The 25814-nt window shown below is 45.9% G+C and carries 24 protein-coding genes and 2 pseudogenes; 25 read left to right on the forward strand and 1 reads right to left on the reverse strand.

Going from position 1 to position 25814, the window contains the following annotated elements:
• Positions 1–7: 7 nt before the first annotated feature.
• From NNJ73_RS06110 to NNJ73_RS06140, 7 genes and pseudogenes are all read left to right on the forward strand, one after another.
• Complete coding sequence (locus NNJ73_RS06110; protein WP_254492186.1) at positions 8–1021, forward strand: phage tail protein; 1014 nt, start codon at positions 8–10, stop codon at positions 1019–1021.
• Positions 1022–1028: 7 nt separating this feature from the next.
• A pseudogene (locus NNJ73_RS06115) lies at positions 1029–2163 on the forward strand (phage tail protein).
• A gap of 9 nt (positions 2164–2172) precedes the next feature.
• A complete protein-coding gene (locus NNJ73_RS06120; protein ID WP_254475215.1) occupies positions 2173–2406 on the forward strand; it encodes a hypothetical protein in 234 nt (77 codons plus the stop codon).
• Between the two features lie 21 nt (positions 2407–2427).
• A complete protein-coding gene (locus NNJ73_RS06125; protein ID WP_254492185.1) occupies positions 2428–6690 on the forward strand; it encodes a hypothetical protein in 4263 nt (1420 codons plus the stop codon).
• Between the two features lie 9 nt (positions 6691–6699).
• Positions 6700–7029, forward strand: coding sequence for a hypothetical protein (locus NNJ73_RS06130; RefSeq protein ID WP_254492184.1), 330 nt, complete (start codon positions 6700–6702; stop codon positions 7027–7029).
• Between the two features lie 64 nt (positions 7030–7093).
• A complete protein-coding gene (locus NNJ73_RS06135; protein ID WP_254475209.1) occupies positions 7094–7756 on the forward strand; it encodes a lysozyme in 663 nt (220 codons plus the stop codon).
• A gap of 31 nt (positions 7757–7787) precedes the next feature.
• Positions 7788–8015 (forward strand): hypothetical protein, encoded by a 228-nt coding sequence (locus NNJ73_RS06140; protein WP_254473145.1) that lies wholly within the window; start codon positions 7788–7790, stop codon positions 8013–8015.
• 178 nt (positions 8016–8193) lie between these two features.
• Here the strand turns inward: NNJ73_RS06140 and NNJ73_RS06145 are convergent.
• A pseudogene (locus tag NNJ73_RS06145) lies at positions 8194–8331 on the reverse strand (integrase); the annotation flags it as partial.
• A gap of 203 nt (positions 8332–8534) precedes the next feature.
• On the opposite strand from NNJ73_RS06145, the gene NNJ73_RS06150 reads away from it, so the two are divergent.
• The 18 genes from NNJ73_RS06150 to NNJ73_RS06235 all read left to right on the forward strand — a co-directional run bounded on the left by NNJ73_RS06150 (position 8535) and on the right by NNJ73_RS06235 (position 25807).
• Positions 8535–8867 carry a hypothetical protein gene (locus tag NNJ73_RS06150; RefSeq protein WP_254493142.1) on the forward strand — a complete coding sequence of 111 codons (333 nt, stop codon included), beginning with the start codon at positions 8535–8537 and terminating at the stop codon, positions 8865–8867.
• Between the two features lie 655 nt (positions 8868–9522).
• Positions 9523–10581, forward strand: a complete 1059-nt coding sequence (locus NNJ73_RS06155; RefSeq protein ID WP_254493144.1) for a phage protease — start codon at positions 9523–9525, stop codon at positions 10579–10581.
• Complete coding sequence (locus tag NNJ73_RS06160; RefSeq protein WP_254474470.1) at positions 10578–10919, forward strand: capsid cement protein; 342 nt, start codon at positions 10578–10580, stop codon at positions 10917–10919. Before NNJ73_RS06155 ends, NNJ73_RS06160 begins: the two co-directional genes overlap by 4 nt.
• 12 nt (positions 10920–10931) lie before the next feature.
• Entirely contained in the window at positions 10932–11897 is a 966-nt protein-coding gene (locus NNJ73_RS06165; RefSeq protein ID WP_254493146.1) for a major capsid protein, read from the forward strand.
• A 12-nt stretch (positions 11898–11909) separates the two neighbouring features.
• Positions 11910–12335, forward strand: coding sequence for a gp436 family protein (locus NNJ73_RS06170; protein WP_254474466.1), 426 nt, complete (start codon positions 11910–11912; stop codon positions 12333–12335).
• Between the two features lies 1 nt (position 12336).
• A complete protein-coding gene (locus NNJ73_RS06175; protein ID WP_254493148.1) occupies positions 12337–12831 on the forward strand; it encodes a phage virion morphogenesis protein in 495 nt (164 codons plus the stop codon).
• Complete coding sequence (locus tag NNJ73_RS06180) at positions 12828–13355, forward strand: hypothetical protein (protein WP_254493150.1); 528 nt, start codon at positions 12828–12830, stop codon at positions 13353–13355. The genes NNJ73_RS06175 and NNJ73_RS06180 overlap by 4 nt, the downstream gene beginning before the upstream one ends.
• Entirely contained in the window at positions 13352–13945 is a 594-nt protein-coding gene (locus NNJ73_RS06185; protein ID WP_254493152.1) for a baseplate assembly protein, read from the forward strand. Before NNJ73_RS06180 ends, NNJ73_RS06185 begins: the two co-directional genes overlap by 4 nt.
• A 12-nt stretch (positions 13946–13957) precedes the next feature.
• On the forward strand, positions 13958–14158 hold the full coding sequence (locus tag NNJ73_RS06190; protein WP_254474894.1) for a hypothetical protein: 201 nt from the start codon (positions 13958–13960) through the stop codon (positions 14156–14158).
• 3 nt (positions 14159–14161) lie between these two features.
• A complete protein-coding gene (locus tag NNJ73_RS06195; RefSeq protein ID WP_254474458.1) occupies positions 14162–14548 on the forward strand; it encodes a GPW/gp25 family protein in 387 nt (128 codons plus the stop codon).
• A complete protein-coding gene (locus tag NNJ73_RS06200; protein ID WP_254474456.1) occupies positions 14535–15401 on the forward strand; it encodes a baseplate J/gp47 family protein in 867 nt (288 codons plus the stop codon). The genes NNJ73_RS06195 and NNJ73_RS06200 overlap by 14 nt, the downstream gene beginning before the upstream one ends.
• Positions 15401–16507: a phage tail protein gene (locus tag NNJ73_RS06205; protein ID WP_254493154.1), complete on the forward strand. Its 1107-nt coding sequence runs from the start codon at positions 15401–15403 to the stop codon at positions 16505–16507. The genes NNJ73_RS06200 and NNJ73_RS06205 overlap by 1 nt, the downstream gene beginning before the upstream one ends.
• A gap of 1 nt (position 16508) precedes the next feature.
• Positions 16509–19652, forward strand: coding sequence for a DUF4815 domain-containing protein (locus NNJ73_RS06210; protein WP_254493156.1), 3144 nt, complete (start codon positions 16509–16511; stop codon positions 19650–19652).
• Positions 19653–19665: 13 nt separating this feature from the next.
• On the forward strand, positions 19666–20991 hold the full coding sequence (locus NNJ73_RS06215; RefSeq protein ID WP_254493157.1) for a Bgr_08870 family protein: 1326 nt from the start codon (positions 19666–19668) through the stop codon (positions 20989–20991).
• A 123-nt stretch (positions 20992–21114) separates the two neighbouring features.
• Positions 21115–22404 (forward strand): phage tail sheath C-terminal domain-containing protein, encoded by a 1290-nt coding sequence (locus tag NNJ73_RS06220; RefSeq protein WP_254493239.1) that lies wholly within the window; start codon positions 21115–21117, stop codon positions 22402–22404.
• The gene (locus tag NNJ73_RS06225; protein WP_254493158.1) at positions 22401–22919 is read left to right on the forward strand and encodes a phage major tail tube protein; all 519 of its coding nucleotides are present in this window, start codon (positions 22401–22403) and stop codon (positions 22917–22919) included. Before NNJ73_RS06220 ends, NNJ73_RS06225 begins: the two co-directional genes overlap by 4 nt.
• A 9-nt stretch (positions 22920–22928) precedes the next feature.
• Positions 22929–23342 carry a hypothetical protein gene (locus NNJ73_RS06230; protein ID WP_254493160.1) on the forward strand — a complete coding sequence of 138 codons (414 nt, stop codon included), beginning with the start codon at positions 22929–22931 and terminating at the stop codon, positions 23340–23342.
• Positions 23343–23473: 131 nt separating this feature from the next.
• Positions 23474–25807: a phage tail tape measure protein gene (locus tag NNJ73_RS06235; RefSeq protein ID WP_254493161.1), complete on the forward strand. Its 2334-nt coding sequence runs from the start codon at positions 23474–23476 to the stop codon at positions 25805–25807.
• Positions 25808–25814: the final 7 nt, after the last annotated feature.

Consider the following 25814-nt stretch of genomic DNA (forward strand, 5'->3'; position numbering starts at 1 on the left):
TTTTACGATGTCGACGATCTATGATTGGTCTTTGAGAGCTTCTGAGAATGCCTATTGTGATGATTTGATTGATTGGTCAGAAGGACAGCGTCCTAGCAGCGTGAATAATAGTGCGCGTGTGATGATGCAACGCGTAAAGGAATATTTATCCGATACGAGTGGTATGATTGCAAATACCTTTACGGTTGATGCGGAACAACAAACGACGTTGATAAGACTTGAAAGCCACTGTCAGTTTTTAGCGTATAAGAATGGTATCACGGTTTGTTTTAAAGCGAAGGGCAAGAATGTTGGGGCAACAACAATTGCTTTAAATGCTTTACCCGCCAAGCCTCTTTATAAGGCGACGGAATTAGGCATGCGTGCTTTGACAGGAGGCGAGTTTCAAAAGGGGTGCATTTATCGTTTGGTTTATAGGGATAATGGTTGGCATGTTTTGAATCCTACCCCCTTGCCTTTATTACAAGAACCAATGATTTCAGTTTATCCTACCGGTACGATAGGGATTTTTGGAATGCAAGTTTTGCCAGAAGGCTGGTTAGTCTGTAATGGGGCTGCTTATTTGCGCAGTGATTATCCAGCACTTTATGAAGCGATAAGAACAAGATGGGGTGGCAGTGATAGTTGGACGAAGTTTAATGTTCCCGATTTGCGTGGCGTGTTTTTGCGGGGTGTTGATGATGATCGCGAGATAGACCGTTTTCGTTATCTTGGCACATTACAGCATGACACTATGAGAAAGCATGAACATGGAGGTCAATCGGTTACGATTTTGAATGATGCCAATGAGGAAGAGAGTTGGTATGGAAATATGATGATTATCTGGGGGTATGTGCTGAATGAGCAGCAAAGGGAAAAGCTTGCCGAGCGTTTGGGTGTGCGTGCAGAGGATATACGGTTGCATCATGTGCTTGCCTTTCCCCATTCCCATCTTCACATGCGTGATGTTGTTTGGGCTCGTTCAGGTGTCAGTGAAACACGCCCGATTAATATGAGTGTTGTGTTTGGGATTAAGACGTGAGGTCAAGATGTCAACGATTTATGATTGGTCTTTGAGCGCCTCTGAGAATGGTGGGGCAGATAGCTTGATTAATTGGTCAGAGGGACAGCACCCTAACACGGTCAATAACAGCGCGCGTTTTATGATGCAAAGAGTCAGTGAGTATTTATCCGATACGGGGGGGGGTATTGAGGGTATTATTACAGTTGATCAAAAACAAAAGACGAGTGCGATACGTCTTCAAAGTCAATCGAAATTTTTAGCGTATAAGAATGGTATCACGGTTTGTTTTAAAGCGAAAGGTAAAAACGTTGGGGCGACCACGATTGCTTTGGATAATTTGGCTGCTAAGCCCGTTTATAAGGCGACAGAAAGCGGTTTATTAGCCTTATCGGGAGGCGAGATCCAAGAGGGCTGTCTTTATACTGTTATGTATGATGAAGAGATAAGCGGTTGGCAAATTCTCAATCCAACAAGGGGAAAAGCGTCTTCTTTAAAACGCCTACCGTCTGGTTTTATTGGTCCTTTTGCAATGGAACGCTTGCCGGAAGGCTGGTTAGTCTGTGATGGGCGTGCTTATTTGCGAAGCAGTTATAGAGCGTTGTTTGACGCGATAGGAACGACATGGGGCGCGGGAGATGGCGTTTCGACATTTAATGTTCCCGATTTTCGGGGGATGTTTTTACGGGGCACAGATTATGAACGTGGTCTAGACCCTTGGCGTTTTTGCCAGCCAGCAAGCGTGTTCTTTAAAAGCGCATGAACATTTAATAGGACCGGCTTCTTCGGTTGACCGTTCTTCACGCAAGAAACGAGATGTTTCTTCTTCTGAAGCTTCTTTGCCAAGGCGAAAGAGATCACTGGATGAAGAGGAGTGTTTAGGGTTGAGTGGTGATGCCTTGGAAATGTGTAATCAAGAATTTGATCAAATCGCAGGAAGTTCACAAGTAGAGGTTCCCTTTTGGTTTACCGATAAAGATAAGCCGCCGCGCTTGCCTTGGTTTATTCGAAGCCCCTTTGCGAACTTTTTATATTATTCGACGCCTCTCAAAGAGGGCATTCATGATAGGGCGCATCATGATCATCATCTTATGTCAGAGAGGGTTGGTGGCGCTGAAACGCGCCCCGTTAATGTGAGTGTAATTTATGGGATTAAAACATGAGGAGTTGAAATGACCTTAAAACCGTTTGCGATATCAGAGCTTAGCGACCCGTCCCAAGTACGGGTCGTTTTGTATTCAGGGGGAGGCTTTTTGCATACGCCGCTTCAAGGGATTGTTGATTTAGTGACAACAGCTTTGAAAACAGAGTTTGATGGTTCGCAGAAAGAGATGGAGAAACGCTTAGAGAGCTTAAGCGCAGATCTTGAGGATTTGAAAGAGTGTTCTTTGGATGAAGCTCTTTAGAGGGAGTAAGGAGGAAAGCAGATGAAGATCCCCGATCATAGTCATGAATATTTGATACCGGTGGCAACTGAAGAGGAAATCAGAGAAGGCACCTCGCAAAGTAGCGTTGTTGTTCCGAAGATTTTAGGGACAGCCTCTTTGTATTCGTATGAGACTTTTGCACCGTTAGAACAGGTTGTGAATGCAAGGCAAGAGGCAGAAAAAGCGATGGCGCGTGCAAATGGTGCGCAACAGGTTGCAGAAGAAGCTAAGAGGGGCTCAGATCAAGCGCTCACAGAGGTAACAAAAACGGTTCAAACGGTTAATGTAGCGCTTACAACCTCCAGTGAAGCGAAGGAAGCGATTACAGCAGCAACAGCAATCGCCAATGAAGCAAAAGAGACAGCGGATAGCGCCAAGGGCTTAGCCGAAGAAGCCCAAAATGCCTCTGATGCTGCAAAGCACATAGCAGAAGAGACCAAAGCAGCGGTTGATAGAGCTTCAGGGGAAATCAGTGGTACGAAAGGTTCACTGGCTACGGCATTGGAAAGTTTTGCAGAGGTCAAGCAGGTAAGTGACAGTGCAGTGAATGTCTCGACAGAAGCCAAGAAGTTAGCTGATGAATCGAAATCGATTGCTGAACGTGCAGAACAAACAGCGCGAGAAGCTTCCCAAACAGCGACAGAGACGTCCCAAGTAGCCGCGACAGCGGTAGCAACGTGTCATGAAGTCAAGACGGTAGCGACCCAAGCCAGTCTTAAGGCAGATGGAGCCAAACAGACAGCCGATGATGCCAAGGATATGGCGGAAGAGGCAAAAGGTTTATCGGAACGTGCGACGGCTTCAGTTACAGAACTGACAAAAACAGCAGAGCAAATCCAAACGCGTTCTAATGAAGTGTTGAGGAATGCAAAAGAAGCCAAGAATAAAGCAGAAAGTTTAGAGACTATTGCTAATGCAGCAAAACAAACGAGTGATGATGCAGCACAAACAGCGACAGCAGCAAAGAGTCTATCAGAAGAAGCAAAACGAGAAGCCGGTGTTGCAAAGACCACAGCTTTAGACGCTAAAAGCGCGGCAGATAGTGCAAACACGAAAGCCGAGCAGGCACAACAGGCAGCAACAACGGCATCTCAAATAGCTTCTGAGGCTAAGACAGTTGCAGAGCAAGCCTTACAAGCCGATAGACAAGCGGTTCGTGAAGGGAGTGAAGCATCCAAAAGTTTAGCAGAAGCCGTTCAGAAGAAAGCTGAGGCAGCAGAGAGAGTTGCACAAGAAAGTAAGAGTGTTTGTGAAGAAGCCAAACAGCTCGCAACAGAAGCTAAAAATGCCTCTACAAGTGCGCTTAGAGAATCGAGTGATGCGAAGGAGAAAGCTTCTACAGCGCTTACATCAGTCAATGATGTCAAGGGGATTTCTGAAGAAGTTAAAGGTTTAGCAGAAAAAGCAACGACATCATCTACAGAAGCGCAAAAAACCGCCGATGAAGCATTAAGAGAAGCAAATGCAGCGAAAACAATGGCGGATACGGCATCTAGCACAGCTCATGATGCCAAGGGGATTGCTGAGGAAACTAAACAAACGCTTGGAGATGTTAAAAGCGTTGCAGACACGGCATTATCGACAGCCACTACAGCTAAGCAGAAAGGTGATGAGATAAGCCAGCAAACTTCAGAAGTCTTAACGAAGTCTGGTGAAGCAAAGGCTAAAGCGGAAGAGGCACAACGGTTGGCATCAAGCTCACAAGAGGCAGCAGAAACAGCAAAGGCTAAAGCCGAAAGCGTAGAGGCAGTTGCGAATGAAGCTTCACAGACAGCAATATCTGCGAAGAGCCTATCAGAGGAAGCAAAAGAAGAAGCAAGCAATGCCACAACGATAGCCTTGGAAGCGAAAAGTTCTGCGGATAGTGCGTCGGCGAAATCAGAGCAAGCCCAGCAGAGTGCAACCGAAGCCACGCGAATAGCCAAAGAAGCCAAAGCAGCAGCAGAAGCGGCAGCGCGTTCAGGAGAGGCGGCAGGGCAGGTAAGTTCAGAAGCCGTTAAGGGCATAGCGGAAGCAGCGAAGAGCAAAGCGGAAGCAGCAGAGAAGGTAGCAGAAGAAACGAAAGGAGCTTTGGATAGTCTAAAACAAGTAGCCAATAGTGCGAAGTCGACCGCCGAAGAGGCAAAAAAGGTAGCCGATGGTGCACAAAAGAAGGCATCACAGGTAGAGACAGTAGCGGGTGAAGCTGAAAAGATAGCGAAAGAAGCCAAACAGACAGCAGGCTATGCCAACCATGAGGCGGAACAAGCGCGCAGTGAGGTAGAAAAGGCAAAAAGTACAGCTCATGAAGGGTGGAGTACAGCTCACAAAGCGAAGGAAGTAGCCGATGACGCTAAGACTATAGCAAGTTTAGCGCGTACGTACGCAGATGAAGCCAAGAAAAAAGCCGAAACAGCAGATTCACAATCCTATCAAGCCAAGGGTGAAGTAGACAAAGCTAAGGAAATAGCTAATAGTGCAAAATATACAGCCGAACAAGCACAGAAAGCGGCAGAAACAGCGGGTAAAAAAGCAGATTCTTTAGAAACAGAAGCGCGAGAGGCACAAAAAATAGCTAAGGAAGCCAAGGAAAAAGCAGGCTACGCTGAACATGATGCGCGACAAGCCCGTAGTGAGGCAGAATCCGCAAAAAATATAGCTTATAACGCTAGTAGTACAGCTTATAATGCGAAGGAAGTGGCAGATAATGCTAGGACTACAGCAAGCTTAGCGGAAATGGCAGGTGAAGAAGCCAAGAAAATAGCGGAGAAAGCCGATAACCGCGCGTATGAAGCTAAAGGTGAAGTAGGGAAAGCCAAGGAATTAGCGGAGAGTGCGAAGTCCATAGCCCAATCTGCGGAGAGAGCGGCTGAAGAAGCTAAGAAAACAGCCAATACAGCATGGTCAAAGGCGGATGGAGCGAATGATGCGGTAAAGGCTATAAAAGATACAGCAAGTTATGCAAAACATGAAGCAGGACAGGCGCGGTCAATAGCAGAAAAGGCAGAGAAAACAGCCTCGTCTGCGGTAAGTAGGGTTATCGATATCAATCAAGTGGTTGAGAATTTTAAAGCCCCCGTAAGTTTAGCGCGGATGTATTCAGACGAAGCCAAGAAAAAAGCGGAAGCAGCAGATTCAAAAGCTTATCAAGCCAAGGGCGAAGCCACTAAAGCTAAGGAAACAGCCGATAGAGCGAAAAGGACAGCGGAAGAAGCCAAAGGAGTTGCAGATCAAGCAAAGAAAACCGCCGATACAACGAAGCAAGAGCTTGGAGGTCTCAAAAGTTCTTTAGCAACAGCAACGGCAGCTCAAACAACAGCAACAGCAGCAAAAGCACTAGCAGAAAAGATAAATACTTTACTGAAACAGTCTAATTTAACGATTTTGTCAAATTCTACCCCGTTTCTTGTTGCTACAGGCAAAGCGCAATTAACGGTAAAAAAAGGAACGACCCTAACCTTGGGAGTAGGCAATGATATTTTGGTTGTAAGTTATACGGTAGACACGAGAATAGATATTTCTTCTCTTTCTGCGGGCAAGGATTATTATGTTTATTTGGTTTCTGATGGAGGACAGTCTCATAAATTTGTTGTATCGGAAAACTCTACGTATCCAAGGAATTACACCGTCAATAATTCGCGCAAGATAGGAGGGTTTCACACGCTTTGTGCGGATGTTGGTACGATTTCTGGTCATCTCTTATCGGGTTATCGTGCAGGGGATATATTACCCCACTCTGTTTGGTGTCTCAATCACCGCCCTTATAGTTCACCAGAAGGAATGGTTTACGACTTCTCTACAGATCTTTGGGTTGATATTTATCTTCAGTCAGGCGACGGTGTAAATACGAAATCGGTTTATCGTGCAAATGTAACAACTAACCGTAGTTATATGCAGCATACAACAGATATGATGCTTGTAAATAAGTCATTATTAAGTGATGAAGAATTTGCTTCTGCTATGCATGGGAGTAATGATAAGACAAGTATTCAAGGTAAAAAGGCACCTTCTCCAAAATATTCCGGAGGACATAGGGATACGGCAAATCGTCGTATGATTTCTCATATAGGATGTGAGGATGGTTGCGGCTATATGTGGCAGTTTTTGTCAGGATCTATTTTTTTCTCAACAGCAGATAATGTAGATCTTAAGGCAATGGTAGCTGGAGGGACTTGGAATATTGAAGGGGATAGCCACCGATTTGGTCGAGGATATATATCTATCAATGCTGCAAATGAACAAGTTTCGGCGCGTGGATGCAGCCGCTCACGTAGATTTATTTGAGAGGTTAAAATGTTTTCTTATCCAGAACACTTAAATACGAAGCAAGATTATCTAAATATGCTCGAATTTGATAGGGAAGAAACGGTAAAAAGGCTAGAGCAGCTTTTATCAACGCGTTTTTATTGGGTCTTTATCAAAGAGCTCAGTGAAGGAGAAGAGGGGGTAGAAGATGACACGCATAAGGTTGCTCTCATAACCGAAATGCCGTCTGATCTCAATGGAGATTTTGTCAAAAAGCGTTGTCAGTATGAATTACAGGAAAGCGAATATGCACCGCTTTTTCAACTTGGCTTTCGTGTTGAAGAAGTCGAGCAGTTGATCAAAGAGCATAGCCAATAGAAGATCATAAAAGAAGATTTTAATCCAGCCTCACAGATGTGGGGCTTTTTTTATGGAGGGTCAGATGAGAAAGATATCAAAGGAAGGATTAGAGCTTATCAAACAGTGGGAAGGGTTACGTTTAGAGGCTTATAGAGATGTAGCATGTATCTGGACGATAGGGTATGGTCACACCAGCAATGCCGGTCAACCGCTTGTTAAAAAAGGCATGCGTATCACACAAGAGCAAGCAGAAGAAATTCTTTGTGAAGACTTAAAGCAATTTGAGAAGACGGTAGAGGAATCGGTGACCGTTTCATTAACGGATTGCCAATTCGCGGCATTGGTATCGTTTTGTTATAACGTAGGAACGAAAGCCTTTAGCAAGTCAACGTTGTTGAAGAAGCTTAATCAAGGGGATTATGAAGCTGTTCCTAGTGAATTACAGAAATGGAATAAGATAGGGGGTAAGCCTTTTGTGGGATTATCCAACCGTCGAGCAGCCGAAGCCGGTTTGTGGGCGAAAGGGTCTTACATTGCTTCGAACTATCACAGGGTAGAAACGAAGGAGAGAACAGGTCTTTTCAAGATAGAGGCGCTAGCCCCGATTATAGGGTCTTGTTCAGGATTTGGAGGCTTTTTTGTTGGTAATGGACCAATTCAGTGGGCGTTAGCAGGGATTATGGTTTTAGCGGCGTGTACAGGACTGGTGATTGTTGCCAAACGTTTTAAGGAACAGCGCTTGTGATTTGGGGGCGCAAAATAGGGAGCACGCTTATGTGGTTGGTCAAATGAGTAGAAAGCGTAAACCGGAACAAGATCTCACGGAGACAGAACAACAGCTTCTTCATGAGATGATAGAGACGTATCAAGGCTTAAAGATGATGTCACGCATTATGAAGTGGTTAGCCTTCATTGTCTTTATGTTTGTCATCGATTTATCCCGTTTCATAGATGCGCTAGATAATCACTTCTCACACTTTAAAAAATGGATAACTAAGAGTTAGAGATTTACAAAATCTTTTCTTTAAAATCGCAAAAAAATCACCTCGAAAAGAAGTTTTGATTCGCAATAATTGAGAGCAAGTTGCGAAATCCTATTCCCCAACTTTTATTTATTTATCCCTTACAATAAAAAAGATCTATAAATACAGTAGGTTATTTTTATATAAAACTTGCACTTTATCCGTGAAGGGTATAACGATAAATCCATTGAGCACCACCATCTTTACGTTTGTGGAGTAACAAGCCGGCACCATCGTTATATTTGCCAGCCCCCAATGTTGCGACAGACCTTGCATTAAGACGGTTCATAAGAGCCATTTTTAGTCCTTTCTTTAACAATTTTTACCCACACGCCAGCCCCGCTTTTGATGTGCAAGGGAATGATTTTGATTGATTCAAGATAAACAGCTTTGAAATGAGAGAATCTTACGTTATTCGGGACTCTCATTCAATATGAACAACGCTAGATTTTCATTATAAATCAATGTGTTATCCTTCCCATAGCCCCGATGATACAAAAGGTGCGTGATGTTTTTGGTGGGGACAATTCTCTTATTCGTTTATCTTCAGACAGTGTGAAACATATTTTGTTAGAGCATCAAGCGCGTTCCCTTCACTTGGAGGATTTTCGTGGTGCCATTCAAACCTTCATAAAACCTTACGGTATCATCAGGCGAAAAGATACGCAGGGTGTTTTGTTTTTTGGTGAAAGTGGAGGGGCATGGTGGCGCTTTGCAGTCAAATTTGTGGCAAGTAAACAAGAATGGTGGCTGACTTCCATGCATAAAAAGAGCTTTCGCGAAATTCAACGTTTGTTAGAGGCGGCTGAAAAGAAGGATGAACGGTTGTTGTAAAGAGAATACCGCAAAGCTCTTTCGGTTTTTGTGAGAAGAGTTGTTGTGTGAGAGAGAATGAGAAGGCGTGGAGGGCGGTCAACTCCTCGCAGATCCGGCAAAGCCGTCCTGGCAAAACTGGCTCACGCCTCGCGGGTAATCTAACAGTTTAAATATTCAAAAGCAATCTTTTAAAAAAAAAACGCGTTTTGAGAGAGGCTTTTTTGTAAAGGCAAGAAAGCGCACACCGCAAAGCTTTGTTGGCTTTGTAAAGAAGGAACCAGTGTGTGGGGAGAATGAGAAGGCGTGGAGGGCGGTCAACTCCTCGCAGATCCGGCAAAGCCGTCCTGGTATAACTGGCTCACGCCTCGTGAGTACGCTAACAGTTTAAATGTACAAAAGCAATCTTTAAGAAAACGCGCTTTGAGAGAGGTTTTTTGTGTGGAGTGATAATTTGTACCTCTAACTTCACAATGGCGCTCTATCGCCTTTGAAGTGCCTTTGAAAACGATTTTATGAGAAGGTTTGGTATTGGGGTTTCTTTCATAAGCTAGAAGAGGGGGAAAAAGTGCTTTTTTTAAGAAGTGCTCTTTTGACTGACACTGTCAGGCTTATGCGTTGAAGGGGATTTCGTGCATTGTATTGCCAATGATAATTGTAAAGCAATAGGCAATGTATGGAGCAAGAATTTTACGAAGATCAAAAAGAAGGGCAGGCTGAGATATGTCATGACGAGACATTTCATGGCAAGTTTATTGATCTTTGCCAAGACGTTTTATGCCAAGACGGCACCGTTAGCCAAGCACCGGAATGGGTCGAGCTGTTGCCCAAAGCACCTCATGTGAAGGCACGTGATGGAAGAGAATGGCATTATAGTCCGCAAAGGATTTTAAAGGCTTTTGCAGCCAATAAAGGACCGCTTGTGATTGATTATGAGCATGGGCAACATCACAGAGCGAGAAACGGTTTAGAAGCGCCGGCAAGCGGTTGGATTGAAGAACTCACAGAACGGGATGGTGCGATTTGGGGTCGGGTTAAATGGACCGATATGGCTGCTAAAAAGATTGTGGCTCGGGAATATCGCTATCTTTCCCCTGAGTTTCGTCATTCTAAAAATGGTGAGATTTTAAGTTTGGCAGGGGCAGGGCTGGTGAACCGTCCTGCCCTTGTGATGACGGCTTTAAGCCGTGAACACCCCTCAACATCCCCTTTAACACCTTTTGTGGTGTCCCCAACAACTTTGACGGAGAAAATGATGGATTTAACAGCCATTGCCAGTGCTTTGGAGCTGGCAGAAGATGCAAAACCTGCAGAAATTTTAGCAAGCATTGCAACCCGCGAAAAAGAACGGGTGGAATTAAATGCCCAATTAACAAAAGCGCGAGAAGATCTAGCGCTTTTGCGCGAAGAGCAAAAAAAGGCGACGATTGAGAGGCTTTTAGACAAAGCGATTGAAGAGGGCAAGATTTTGCCAGCTGCGCGTGAAGAATATCGTTCCCTTTGTACCCTTGAAGGGGGCATGGAACATTTTCAAACTTTGGTTGAGAAATTGCCCGTTCTCGCATCGACAAGCCCTTTAGAAACATGTGCTTTGGTGCAAGAACATCAGCTTGCGCCAGAAGATATTGCACTTGCTGCACGCCATTATCAACAAGAGCAGAAAGCACAAGGCTTCGACATCACCATTAGCCAAGCGGTTGATTATATTTATGAACAAAAGGAACGCCAATCATGAGTACGACGATTTTGATTAAATCTTTTCGCACTGCAGCAGAGATCTCTCCTTATTTTATTGTTGCAGCGCGCAGTGATGGAATGGTGGCAACAGCTTCTGGGAAGGCTGATAAATTATTAGGCACTGCCGGCTCTTGCAAAGCCAAGGCTGGCGAAATGATCGATGTTGCTCAATGCGGTTGGGGCGAAGTGGTGTGTGGAGGCAATGTTTCCTTTGGTGACTTTTTAACTTCTGACCCCAAGGGGCAGGCTATTAAGGCAGAAGCGGCAGACCGCACCATTGGCATTGCCATGAGTGATGGTTCTGCTGGTGATGTTATTTCTTTTAAAATTAATTAATCGAGGCTTATGATGAACAGACCTTTTCCCATTGATCCAACCCTTACTGCTATTGCTATTGGGTATCGCAATCCAGCAGGTTCTCTTATTGGCGATAAAGTTTTGCCCCGTGTTGGTGTTTTAAGTGAAGTGTTTAAATATAGTGAATTTCCTCTAGCGGAAAGTTTTACGGTTCCTGAACTTGAAATTGGGCGTAAAGGACGCCCGAATGTGGTGGAATTTTCTGCCTTTGAACGGGAAGCCAGTGTGAGAGATTACGGGCTTGATGACCTTATTCCCAATTCAGATATTGAAGCAGCAGCCCGCGCACGGGCAGAAAAGCGCTCTCGTTATAACCCTGAAAAGACCGCTGTAGAGGGACTTGCCAATTTGCTGGAATTGGGGCGTGAAGTGCGTGTGGCAGAACTTGTGCAAGACAGCAAAAACTATGCAGCAGAGCGGGTGATGACCCTTAAAGGTGAGAATAAATTTAGTGATTATGACAAATCAGACCCTTATGCCACCTTAGATGAGGCGAAGGATAAAGCTCTCGTCTATACGCCCAACACCATTGTGATGGGTAAAGTTGTTTGGTCAAAACTCAAACGCCATCCCAAAATCATCAAAGCCGTTAAGGGGGGTGGCACTGCTGATGGTTTTGTCACCAAAGCGCAATTTGCTGATCTGATGGAAATACACCCCGATCGTTTACTCATTGGTGAATCGCAAGTGAATTTAGCCCGCAAAGGACGCACAGCGCAATTGGCACGCGTTTGGGGCAATAAGATTGCTCTGCTTTACATTGATCCGACCAAGCAACAGGCGGATGGTTCGGTCATCAGTTGGGGCTTTAGTGCTCAGTTGGGTGAGCGTATCTCTGGGGTGATCTCTGATCCAGATATTGGTTTGTCAGGTGGTAAACGGGTGCGTGTGGGTGAACGGGTGTGCGAATTGGTCGCCGCCAAAGATGCCGGTGTGTTGCTGCAAGATGTTGTTTAAGGAAAAGACTTAATGGCCTATGCAAGCAAAACATTGATTGAAGAGCTCTGGGGTGATGATTTCTTGAAAGACTTATGTGCTTTTGATGATGAGAAGTCTGATCCAGTGCTTTTAGATCAAGCCATTGCCCTTGCTCTAAACCAAGCAAGTGGTGAGATTGATGTGCATCTCTCTCATCGCTACTTGGTCCCCATTGCTGGACAGCCGGCGGCTCTTGGCATGATCTGTGTCAATATTGCTGTTTATAATTTAGCCATACGCCATACGGCACTGACCACAACCATTGAAGATCGCTACAAACAGGCGGTTGATTTACTAAAACGCATTGCAGAAGGCAAAGCGGGTTTGGGGGTCGATGAACCTAAAATTATGAGTGAAGATGGACCGCTTCGTGATGGGGCTTTTTTTCACGCAAAACCGCGTGTGATGGGAAGATAACATGTCTGTTTCAAGCCATATTGAGATTAAAGAGAGCGGGCTTGAAGCGGCTTTATCCTTTTTACAAAAGGGTATCCATCCGCCGATGGAAACTCTAGCACAAGGGGTTGGGCGCCTCATTCAAGAAAGCACAAGACGGCGGATTCAAAGCGAAAAAATCTCCCCCCAAGGAGAGAAGTGGAAAAACAATTATGCTCGTACCTCCATTCTTTATGCCAGTGGGGCGCTCTCACGCTCTATTGATATGAAAGCCTCACCAGAAAAGGTGGTGATTGGCTCTGGGTTGGTTTATGCGCGGATTCATCAATTGGGTGGCGTCATTCGCCCGAAAAATGGCAAAACCCTGCGCTTCTTTCTTAAAAGCAGCAAGGCACAGCACTTTATTTGTGTGCCGCAAGTGACCATGCTGGCGCGCCCCTATTTAGGGCTTTCAGAACACAATAAAGTGGAAATTGTCAAAGCGGCAGAAGATTGGCTGGGAAGGATGTTTTCATGAGACAAACGATCACACAAGCAGGGCGTATTAATGCGTTTCGTGAGGCGGTAATAAGGAGCCTTAAAAGGGCTTTGCCGGATGTGCGCGATTGTGCCTGTCAATTTGGGCGTTTCAATTTAGAAGAGCTTGAAACACAGATGCTTGTGGCGCCAGCTGTGCGTGTTGCAGTGTTAGAAAGCCGTTTAAATCCTATGCCTTCTGGACAGATGAGTGCTGATCTTCATTTGGGGGCTTTTATTATCACCACGGGCAAAGAGCGGGATGTTTCCAGTTGGCTTTTGGCAGAAGCGATAGGGGTTTTATGCCATAGCGGACAATTGTGGGGGTTAACGCATGTAAGCGCCCCGCGGGATGTGTCAATTGACCCCATTATTTCTGCGGCGATTAAGCAGCGTGGTGTATCGATCAGTGTGGTGGAATGGCGCCAAGATTTGCATCATTTGGGGCAAGATATTTTTGTGGGTGAAGACAAACGACAACTTAAAGCCAGATTGATCTCATGTGATGATGAGGTGTTTTCATGAATGATGCGCATTTGTTGGGCGAGACTTTTCGGCAAATCATGAAGCGCCTTGATGCGCTTGAACGCTGTCTTGCCAACCAGCACATGATGGGGCGGGTGGCGCAAATTGATGGACATAGGGTGCGGGTCAAACTTTCTTGTGAAGGTGCCAATGGTCAAGCGGTTTTATCGCCTTGGCTACAAGCGCAAGAAGCGGCTGGTGCTGTTTCAAGCAATATGCCTTTAAACATTGGTGATCCGGTGCGCTTGTTAAACCCCCATGGCGAAATTGGCTCTGCTTCTCTGGTTGTACGCGATAGCTATAGCGATGATGCACAAAATCCAGCACGCTCGCCCCAAGAGCTTGCGCTTTGTTATGCAGGGGGCGCTCTTCGTATGACTAAAGATGAACTTATTCTCTCCCATGGGGAAAACGAAATCCGTTTGAGTGCACAAGGTCTCATGCTTTGTCATCAATCAACCCGTGTTGAATTAACGGACTGCGTGCAGATTCAAGCAGAAGATTTGCAGCACAATCAAAAATCTGTTGGAGCAAGCCACAAACATGGTGGGGTCAAAATGGGGCCCTCCACAACCTCTAGCCCTCTTTAAAGGAGTTTTATGATGCGTGAGAAAACTTATGTTATTTTAACCAATGCCGATTTTGTGGCAGGTCAGCGTTCACCGGGGAAGGGTGAGGAAATTCGTTTAAGTGAAGAGGCAGCGAAATATCCACTTCTTCTTGGTCAGATTGCTGAAAAACCAGTCCCAACCGTATCTCCCGCCCCAACGGCTTCTCTTACAAAGACAACGAAGGGGGCTTAAATCATGCGTTGTGGGGTGAGCGAAAAAGATGGCTCTCTCTTATATGGCTTTGCGCATTGCCAACAATCCATCCATAAATGTTTAATGACAAGGGTGGGAACACGGGTTTTGCGTCGCCATTATGGGTGTGATGTTAGAGAGTTCCAAGATGCCAATGCCAATCCTGCAACGATTTTACGTCTTTATCAAGCCATTGCTTGCGCACTCGATGATCCAGAATGCGGAGAACCTGGGTTTTCACTCCAAAGGATTGATTTGACCAAAGCAACGCGTGAGGGAATATTCCACTTTGTTTTAAGGGGCATTTTTTATCCCGATGGGCATTTGGGGGATTGGTCCCATGGGCAAGAGAGGCAATTTCCGCTAGAGGTTTCCTATGGCAGAGCTTGAATGTTTATCCCTTTCACAACGCCCTGTGCCGCAAGTGATTGAAGAGCTTTCTGTTGAAAGGCTTTTAGAGCAAAAGATTAAGCGTTTGATGGATGTTTTTGCCGCTCATCATATCCCTTACAATGTGGAAAAGACCGCTTATGATCCTGTGGTCATTCAATTACAAGCGGCTGCTTATGAAGAGTTGCTGTTGCGCCAGCGGATTAATGAAGTGGCACGAGATAATTTGCTCGAATTTGCGCATGGCACAAGTTTAGACCATTTGGGGGATTTTCATGGGGTCACGCGCCTTTTAGATGAGGATGATGAGCGTTTTCGCCGCCGCATTCGTTTGAAGAGGCAAGGGCATTCTACAGGGGGCACAGCACCCCGTTATCAATATTTTGCTCTCTCCAGTGATATCCGTGTCAAAGATGCTTTTGTTTATCGTGTGGGAAAAAGCCCGCTTATTTATGTGGCTCTTTTTAGTGATGCCCCTTCAGGAGTGGCCGATGAGGCTTTGATTGCCAAGGTGCAAAGAGCCCTTGATGATCCTCATGTTAAAATGACCAATGATACCCTTTTGGTCAAGAGTGCTGTACAGCGGGTGATCGATATTTCGGCTAACCTTTGGTTGTTACCCGGTGAGCGAGAACAGCTTTTAGAAAGAGCAGAGCAGAATTTAAGAGAAGAATGGGCGCGTGCGGGCAGGCTTGGGCGTGATCTATATTCAAGTTGGATATTAAGCCGCCTCATGGTTGAAGGTGTCCATCATGTGGAGGTTACAAAGCCACAGGAAGATATTCTTGTTGCCCCGCATGAGGCGATAGCACTAGGGGAAATTGCTTTGTCAAAACGGGGGCATGCTTATTGATGTCTGCGTTGTTATTGCCCCAAAATTCAAGCTTGTTTGAACGCTGTTTGGCTGGGGCCATGGCTCTTTCCCCGCAAGTCAAAAGGGTGCTCGAAGATATTGTGCGTGCCAAATTGATTACACGTCCCCCTTCTTGGTTGCCCTTCTTAATTGACGAATATGGTTTACAAGAACTCACCCCTTATTTCTCGAATTCTTATGATTTGATTGACCAGGGGCTTGAATGGCAGCGGATACGTGGCTCTGTAGCCGCCGTCGATATGGGGCTTCAATGGCTTGGACTCTCAGTACACTTTACACCCGCGTGGACAGAGCGTGCATGGTGGAATTCCTTTCAACTCGAATTTGATCACCTTCCCGAACGAGATGATCTTGAGTCTATTGAAGCGATTGTCGACCTTTCCAAAAGCTTGCGCTCTGATTTTCGCCGCGGTGTCATTGGTTATGATGTGGGGGCTATGGAAGCCAATATGTCACGGCTTGATGACGGTATGTTGGATTTTGAGAGCGGCATCTCCGTAACAGCTCTTGGCACACTGTTTTCTTTTGGGCGCACGACAGAAATCAACCACGTTCTCACAAAAGAAGAAGGCAAACTGATTGGTAACTGGATTGATGATGGTGACGAAGAGTTAAGTTGGGAACATATCGATTACCCTTGGGAGTTGGCAAATTTTCCTTGGTGTTCGGTCAAAAAGCACGAACGCGATATATTGATGGCAGAATGGTTCCAAAACCGTTCCCTTTATCTCGCTTTAAGAGATCCAGACAATGCTCTGATTGGCTATCGCAGATGCTATGCTGTGGCGCCTGTTGAACAAGCTTTAGAGGGTGTTTACAGCCATTGTGGCAACAAATTTAAGCCCTCGAAAACAGGGACAATGTTGTTTCTTGCAGCGCGCACCGATTTTCGGGATGTTGAAGACAAACAAGCCGCCTCTGTTTCCCTCCTCGTTCATGGCACTGTGGCAGAGCAGACACCTCCTGGCAAACTTTGGCTAGGGAATGATGAATTAACAAGCGGTGTGGAGATTCTCAAAACACCCATCGATATTCCTTTGCGCGCAGATGTTCGCGAACAATTCAAGATTTTATTGAGGTTTTAATATGAAGCATGAAAGTGGCTTACCCTTTGCAATTGACAGATCCGTTGGCAAAGATGAACAACAAAGCGTTGTGTTTTATGGACAGCGCCCTTTTCTGCAATCAGCTGAACTCAATGAAATGCAAACCATCATAAGGGGGCGCCATAATCGTTTGGGGCGCCTTGTGGCACAAGAAGGAGACCGTGTTGAACGGGCGGACGCCTTTGTCAATAAAGATAAGCAAACCGTCACTTTAACAGAGGGCAAGATTTATATCGCCGGCGATATTTTTCCTGTCTCAAATGCCGTCTTAGAGAATGTTTCCATGGTTGGACGGATGGAAATTGGTGTGAAGCTTCAAAAAAGCTGGGTAACTCATGAGGATGATCCACAGCTCTTGGGGCAAGTTCCGGGGTCTTTAGCAGAAGGAGAGGGAGGTGCCGCCCGTGAGGTGGCAAAACTTATCTGGGCTCTCAAAGATGATGGACAGCAAGGCACATTTTTTCCGGTTTATATTTTGCAAGATGGTGTTCTCATTGATCAAAAATCACCCTCACTGCTTGAACCCGCCATGCAAGCTATTGCGACGTATGACCGCGCCCATGGGCATTATATCGTGAATGGTTGCCGTGTGACAGCTTTGGGCCAAGAGGGACAAAAGCAAGTGTTCAGTATCCAAGAGGGAGAAGCCAATATCAATGGCTTTAAACGCAAACGCTTAGCCGCTTTGCGCCATGAAGAACAAGAGGACTTTTCGACAAGTGCTGTTCCTAGTGAAACCCATATTTTCGCGCCCCTAAAAGGCAAAACAAGCTTTACTTTTAAAACTTATTACGCTCCCATTGCGGCTGTCCATTCCATTTTGTTGACCAAAGAAAAAACCGTTTATGTGACCCGCGGGGCTATTACATCTGGGCGTGACGGCGTTCCCGATAAAAGTATCACTGCTTTTCTTAAAATTGTGCAAGGAAGTAAAGAATTTAAAGAAGGCAAGGATTTTAAAAAAACCGGAGACACCATTGATTGGGCACCCGTTGGAGATGAACCTCTCCCTGGCAGTAGCTATACGGTGACCTATCGTTATCGGGCAAGTGTGAAGGCCGATAAAGTCACAGCACAAGAAATCACTGTCTCAGGAGGTGCTGAGGGGGGTGATATTATTGTGAATTACTCTTATAAACTCCCCCGCATTGACCGTATTGGACTGAATACAGGAGGTGATGTTGTCTATATCAAAGGTGTTTCGGCAGACCAACCTATGGCGCCAAGCGTTCCTGAAGATGTGCTCTCCCTTGCCACCATTACCAATAACTGGATTGATGTACCGCGTGTGAAAAATGATGGCACACGTGTTGCCCCCTATGATGAGATGTGGCGTTATTTTCAACGGGTGCTCTCCCTTGACCGCCTCATGCAATTAGAGCGCATTAAAAGCAATGTGGATTCCAAAGAGCCTGTTGCCAAAAAAGGCATGTTTGCAGACCCTTTTCTCGATGACAGTTATAGAGACGAAGGTTTTGAACAAACAGGGGCTGTGGGAAACGGTATTTTACAGCTTGCCATTGACCCAACTTTTTATACTGCCCCCTTGAACACCCCTGTCACCCTTGACTGGACCAATGAAGTGATCATTGCGCAAGAATTGACAACCGCTTGTGAAAAGATCAATCCTTATCAAAATTTTGCGCCTCTCCCTGGAACCGTCACCCTTACCCCCGCGACAGACTTTTGGCATGAACAACGCACCGATTGGCTCTCTGGTGTGACCAATCAACTCAATATGGGCTGGAACCGTGGGAGAAGCATCGTTAAGACAGAAATCAGTGATGATTTGGTGAATACAACGAGGGAGCAAATCGACTTTTTAAGACAAATTAAGTTGAACTTTAAGATTGAAGGCTTTGGCAGTGGCGAAATCTTGGACAGTCTTACCTTTGATGGTGTGAATGTCTTGCCAACAAGCCGCCTTAGTGCCGATAGCAAAGGCACCCTTGAAGGGAGTTTCAAGATTCCTCCAAACATTCCCGCTGGGACAAAAAATGTTGTGGCACAAGGGAAAGGTGGAACAACAGCAACGGGGCTTTTTACCGGTCAAGGGGTGATTGATGTAAAAGTGATGCGACGTACCACCACGGTAAAAATCTGGACAAAATTTGACCCGCAAGCGCAAGTCTTTACCCCCGATGAAACACGGCAAATCACTGGGATTGATTTCCATCTTTGTAAAATTGGCAATCAAGCCCATGATCTCGTCATTGATTTGGTGACCACCGAAAACGGCTATCCTACCGCCGATATTCAAGCCCAAACCTCCTATTCCATGAAGGGCGCTAAAACCGGCTGGGCGAGCGCACGCTACGCTGTTCCTTTGTTAGTGCCCGATGATCGTCTGACCGCCTTTGTGCTTAAAACTGATGATGGGGATCATTCCGTCTCACTTGCCAAACTTGGGGATTTTGATAAAGAGCACCAAAGATATGTTTCAAGCCACCCTTATGTGACGGGTCCGCGCTTTTCTTCTGTCAATGCGCAGAGCTGGACAGCGCACCAAGACGAAGCCTTGGCATTTCGAGTGTTGGCCGCCCGCTATAGGCAAACAGAAAAAACGGTGGATTTAGGCACCTTTGATCTTGTGGATTGCTCTGATTTGCAAGTGCGTGCAGCCATTGAATTGCCTTCAAGCGATTGTTCTGTCATCTTTGAAATTGAAAGAAACAACGGTACAGTTTATCAACTGCTGCCCTTTCAATTGCTTAGTCTGACCGAATATATTAGTGAAAGAGTTCAACTTCGGGCTATTCTTAAAGGCACAGAGAAGCTCTCGCCGGTCTTATTTGCCCCTGTGCAATTGATTGCAGGAAAGATTCACAGGCAAGCAACCTATGTCACACGGGCTTTTGCCTTTGGGGAAAAGGCAAGATTGACCAGCTATATCAAAACATTTTTACCGGGCGGTTCTTGCTTAACCCTCGAGATGCAACTGGATGATGGTACCTTTGTCCCTTTAAAACTGGATGAGACAGAACAGCTTGCTGAACCGCTTTGGACAGAGCGCAAATTTGTGAGCAGTGACAAAACAGCACGACAAGCACGCTTAAAACTCACCCTTACCGGTGGACCGGCTGCACGCTCCATGGTGTGTGATTTTGGCGCCGGCATCATATGATGGGAGAAGAGAGATGACTAAAACCAAAAAACTCGACATGGAATTGCCCAAAGAAGGACGCTTTATCAGTTCTGAATTCCCCATTTTACGTGAAAACTTGGGTAAACTTGATCAAGCTCTTGCGACTGTTGAGGAGAAGATAGAGGGAAAAGCCTCTTTACAACACGCCCATACAATCAGTGATGTGACGGGGCTAGAAAGCGCTCTTAATGGCAAGATGGCAGCGAATAAAACCTTCACTTTTGCTGATTTAAGCGATATCGAGGGCGCAAAAGATGCCGCAAATAACTATGTGCTTTATAAATCAGGCAACAATAATTTTACCTTTGGCAGTGCCATCTCTCTGTTAGGCACCCATCAACATAAAACAGAAGATATCGTGGGGCTTGATGACTTTAGAGCCAAGATCAATGAAGATCTGACCAGCTATGGGCGCTTAAAACAAGCCAATGAATGGCAAAGTTACAACAAGTTTACCAGTAAAGTCACTATGAGTGGCGATTTGGAACTGTTGGGAAACTCATCATTGAATATTACTACCCATAACAACAAAGTGGTCACTAACTTAAGTACAAGCGGAAGCTCGCTTAAAGGACCTTTGAGAGTCGATGGTGATCTTGTTTATACCAAGGCGCAAGTGGATGCTCTTTTAGATGCTTTAATCAAAAAGCGTAAAGAAGAATACATTGAAATCACCATGTTGCAGAGTGGTAATATTCCTTGGCCTGATGGGGTGACAGATGACACTGATATTGAAATCATGGCTTGGGGAGGAGGAGGTAGCGGAGGCCAACGTGGAGGAGGAGGTGGTGGTGAATGTATTTCTTTAAAGATTCAAAAACGCCAATTACAAAATAATGATGTAGTGACTATTGGAAAAGGCGGATATGGAAATGGTGTTAATGGTGGTAATACGCTAGTTGGTTCTATTCTTACAGCACGAGGTGGTAAGGGGAATAACGGTTATATTGGTGGGAATAGTGGTGGTGGAACTCCAGGTGGGTATGGAGTTGCAAGTGGTAATAGTAATGGTTATACGGGGGAAGAAGATCCTTGGCATGGAGGTGGAGGCGGCGGCGGAGGTTATAATAATAGTCGTGGCGGTGATGGGGGCGATAGTAGCTATGGTGGTGCAGGTGGAGGTGGTAGTGGTGGTAGTAGTGTACATAATAATGGAAGCAAAGGTGGGAAAAGCCAGTATGGTGGCAATGGAGGAAACGGTGCTGAATTAGGCAATGGCGGCGGCGGGGGCGGCGGGTATCGAGATGGCGAGGATGGAACAGCAAGTGGTGCTGGACGGGGTGGAGATGGCGCAGTTAAATTAAAGGTTTTTGTATAAGTTTTTAAAGTTTTTTTATCACTCTTTCAAAGCCCTTTTAAAGGGCTTTTTTTGACTGACACTGTCAGTCTTATGGGGCATTGTGATGCTTGTTATTGTCTCTTCATTGATTTGGAGAGCAAAATGGCAACAGAATTTAATCATGGTATTCGCCTCATTGAGGATGGTCAAGCTTCTCGCCCCTTAGAGATGTTTAGCCAAACCGCCATTGGGGCAGTTGTGACAGCCCCTGATGCGGATGCACAAACCTATCCCCTTAACGAGCCCGTGTTGGTCTTTACGCATGAGACAGAGAAAATCCAAAAGCTTGGGCAAAAAGGCACAGCCCTTGATGTCATCAATGCCGTTCGCGCGCAAGGGGTTGAGGCACAAGTGATCTTCGTGCGGGTGGAAGAAAAATCCACTATGGCTGAGACACAAACCGAAATGGTGGGGTCAAGTGTTGCTTTAACCGGTGTTCATGCCCTAGCGCATGCTAGAGGGCATTTAGGTGTGGAGCCTGGAATTCTCTTAGCGCCAGCTTATAGTGCAGGGCGCCTTGATAATGCTAAAAACCCGCTAGCAGATGCTCTAGAACAGGTTGCCGAAAAGCTCCAAGCCATTGCCGTGTTTGATACGGGGGGCAAAAATACGGAAGAAAGCCTTGCCTTTCGGGCAGATTTCTCCTCACGTTTTTGTTATCTGATTGATCCCTTTGTGCGGGTAGCAAATAGTGAGGGGGGCTTTAGTATCAAACCGGCAAGCCCCTTTGTGGCAGCCATGTTTATCAAACGGGACAAACAAAAGGGAGGTGTTTTTTGGTCTCCCTCCAATCAAGATGTTAAAGGTATTTTAGGCACAGCACGCCCCATTAGCTATTTTGATGGGGAAATTGATCATGAGGCTAATCGTCTCAATCAAGCTGATATTGCCACCTTTATTCCCGCCCGCCTTAGCCAAAATGCCCAAGGTCAATTGGCTGCCAATGGACGCATTTTATGGGGCAATCACACCACCTCGAGTGATCCACTCTGGCGTTTTGTCAATGTGGTACGCACCCGCGCAGCCTTGGAAAAGACCATCATTAACAATTTACGCCCTTGGGCTAATGACGAAAACCTGACCGGCCAACATGTCATTGCTATTACCCGCAGCCTTACACAGTTTCTTGATGATATGATTGCCCGTGGAGCGCTTTTAGGAGGACGTGTCTGGTTTGACCGCGATTTGAATTCAAACAGCAATTTGCAATTGGGAAAATTGCGGGTGGAATTTGATGCAGAAGAAGTCCCTCCTCTCGAAGATTTAAGCTTTGGAAGCCGGCGCAATGGCGCTTACTTTAATCGGCTCTCTGAAGATATCCAAAATAAAATGACCCATACTTTTGGCGATACGCTTGAGGGTTATCGCAAGGCAGCAAGGAGTGATGTATGACTTTAAGAATTGTTCGTGGTTTTACCCTGATTGTTGATGATGATGTCAATCTCCATCTTGATCTTGAGACACTCAAACTTCCCACGTTGGAAGAAATCACTGAAACCTATCAACCAGGGGGCTCTGACATGCAAATTGATGTGAGTGGTCTTGGTGTAAAAGCTTTAACCTTGCAAATGAAAATCCGCAGCCACACTCCAGAAATCATTGGTATCTTTGGTGGTCCTCCTGGTCTTCGTCATAAATTTACCGGCAAAAAACATGTGGTGTCTGAAGAAGATGGACGCGAACATGAACATTCCATTGATGTTACGGGGCGTTTGGTCAAAGTCGATAGCGAAGGCTTAACAGCTGGAAAAGCCACAGGCTATGATTGCGAGATCAAAAATATTTGGGACTATACGGAATTTTGGGATGGTTCTGTTTTGCACCGCTTTTCCTTTAAACGGGGTGGTTGGCTGGTGCGCAATGGACAAGATATCGGTGGGCGCCGCCGCTCTATTCTCAATTTATAGGAATTGATCATGACAAGTTTACAAACAAGTGTTGAAGTGGAATTGCAGGTTCCCCTTGTTTATCAAGACAAGGATGGCAAAGAAACAACACGGCAGAAATTGATCTTTTATCGCCCAAACTTCAAGCAAGCACGCCAATTAGCCGTGTTGATTGGACCACAGCTGGCAAAGTTACTTTTGCCCGCTGTAGAAGAAGATAAAATACCTTTGAGCAATGATATTCTCATTGCCAAGCTTTGTGAGGCTTTATTTACCCATGAAGCCATGGAAGGAATCGCCGCGCTTCTGGCAGAGATGTCTCATGAATCTGTTGAACTGATTAATCGTCTTGATATTGTTGATGTTATGGCCGTGTTTAAGGTTTTTTTTGCTTTTTTTCCCAAACACCAATCCCCTATGCCGGGCAATTTGGAGCCGAACTAGCTCTTTATTACCACTGGTCGGCTCTAGAGATCAATCAGATGGATTGGTTGGAAGTGATTGCCTATCGCGAAGAATTAGTGCGCTTGAAAGCCCAAGAATATGAAAGCCAAATGTTAGGATGAGATGCGATCATGGATGTTTCCCTTGTTGTGCGTTTTGTGAATCATCTCCAAGAAGGGATCGCCTCTGCCAAGCGAGACTTAAGAGCCTTTAGCCTCGATATTGCGCATTTCCAAAACCAAACACGAAAGCATTTTAAAGGGTGGTTTGACCCTGAGCACTTGGAGGAAGCTACAGCAAAAGCGCAAAATGCTTATATTCATGCGCGTGGGCGCATGGTAGGCGCCATTGCTCAAACGGCAACCTTGATTGCGCCTCTTTATAAAGCCATGCAATTTGATCAATCGATGAAAGGCTTGGAAAAGGTTCTGGATGCCCCCCTTGATCGTTTAAAAGAATTGCGTCGTTTTGCGCTTGAAACCTCCACCAAAATCCCTCTCGCCGCTCGTGAAGTTTTAGAACTGATGACCAGTGCCAGCCAAGCAGGGATTGGTGAACAAGATCTCGAGGCTTTTAGTATTTATGCCGCCAAAGCAGCGGTCGCCTTTGATATGACGGGGGATCAGATTGGTGAGCGCTTTGCCAAATTGCGCAATGTCTTTAAGCTTAATCAAGCAGGCATTGAAGATCTAGGCGATGCTATCAACCATCTTTCCAACCACATGGCGGCTAAGGCAAGTGAAGTCTCTGATTTTACCAATCGGGCGACCGGAGCGGCAACCATGTTTAAACTGACAGCCCGTGAGACGGCGGCTTTTGGGACGGCGATGATTTCTGCTGGGATTGTCCCAGAGAGTGCAGCACGTGGTTTTAACTCTATCAGTGCCCGTATTCAGGCGGGAGGAAAGCATATTGAAGATGCTTTTACCAATATTGGTCTCTCCCGCCAAAAATTTATGGAAGATTTGGAGAAAGATGCCACGGGTACCTTGGTGCGTTTTTTTGATGTGTTGGGCAAATCCGAACAGGGGATGCGTTCGCTGATTGCCATTGCAGGACGAGACTTTACCGGTGATTTTGCTAAATTGGTTAACAACCCCGAATTGTTAGGGCAAGCCTTAAAGTTTGTTGAAGACCCAAAAGTCTTTAAAGGCTCTGTCGAACAAGAGGCAGATAAACAAGCAACCGGTGCCATGCGGCAATTTGAACTGTTGCAAAACCGCATTGTGGCTTTAGGGGTTACCATTGGTGAGGTTTTGTTGCCCCATGTGAACAGTTTAATGGAAACTGTTGGTGGTTTTTTAAACGTGCTGATGGCATGGGCTAATGAACACCCTGTTTTGACCGGTGTGATCATCAAAACCATTGCCGCCCTGATGGCTTTTAACATCGCTTTACGGGTTGTACGTTTTACCATGGCGGGAACCCGCCTTGGGGTCCTGCAATTGATTGCCTCTTTTATTAAGATGAGGGCTGTGAGCGGTGCGCTGAAGGCAAGTTGGCGCGGGCTCTTGACTTCAGGACGCTCACTGGGCGTGCTCACCGCAGGGTTTGGGGCACGTTTCCTCAAACTTTTGCGCCCCATGACCTTGTTGGGGGGTGCTTTGCGGGGGATTGCCGTCTCAGGGGCGGCTTTTGCGAGGAGCTTTGGTTTGATAGGAACCGTGATCGAAGTGGTTGGGGCAAGCCTGTCCTCTGTTGTGGGAGGGCTTTTTACCCCGGTAGGGGCTGTGATTGCTGCTGTTGTGGCTGTCATATTGGCTGCTGGTTTTGCTTTGTGGAAATATTGGGATCGCTTTTCTTCCTTTGTCAAAGGATTTGCACGGGGGCTAATCCGCGCTTTTGGTCGTGCCTTTGAAGCCGTCATGCGTTTTTTTGGTGCTGATACCAGCACCATCACCCGTTGGAAGAATATCATTGCTTCTGCCTTTGATTTTTCTGCCCACTGGCAAAAGTTTAAACAAGGACTTTCCTTTGTTGCTCAAAGCTTTGAAGATTTGTGGGAGGGGATTAAACAAAGCCTTTCCAATTTTTGGGAGTGGTTGAAGCGTTTTTTCTCTCAAGAAAAGCTCTCTGATAGTGCCAAGGCAAGCATGGAACAAGCCGGAGAAGATTTAGGGAGTTGGATTGTTAATGGTTTTATGGGCACCATCTCACAATTGACGGACTTTTGTAAATCTTTACCTCACCGCATAAAGGGGTGGATTGGGTCGATTGATGTAAGAGATTATTTGCCAAGTTTTTTAGGAGGCAAAACGCCTCAGCCTGTTGTGCAATTTTCGGGAGCAGGGCATGGACATAGCTTTGTTCCAGAAGTAAAAGACAAAGAGCGCGTCCCCATTACGCACAATCAAAATGTCACGGTGCATGTCAATGGCGCGCGTGATCCCATTGCAACTGGTTATGCGGTTCGTCATGCCTTGCAACGGGCAGGGGCCAATGCCTTGCATGGCGGAACAGAATAAGGGGAGG

Origin of the sequence: Bartonella sp. B1099 (assembly GCF_944801835.1) — a bacterium.
Lineage (GTDB): Bacteria > Pseudomonadota > Alphaproteobacteria > Rhizobiales > Rhizobiaceae > Bartonella.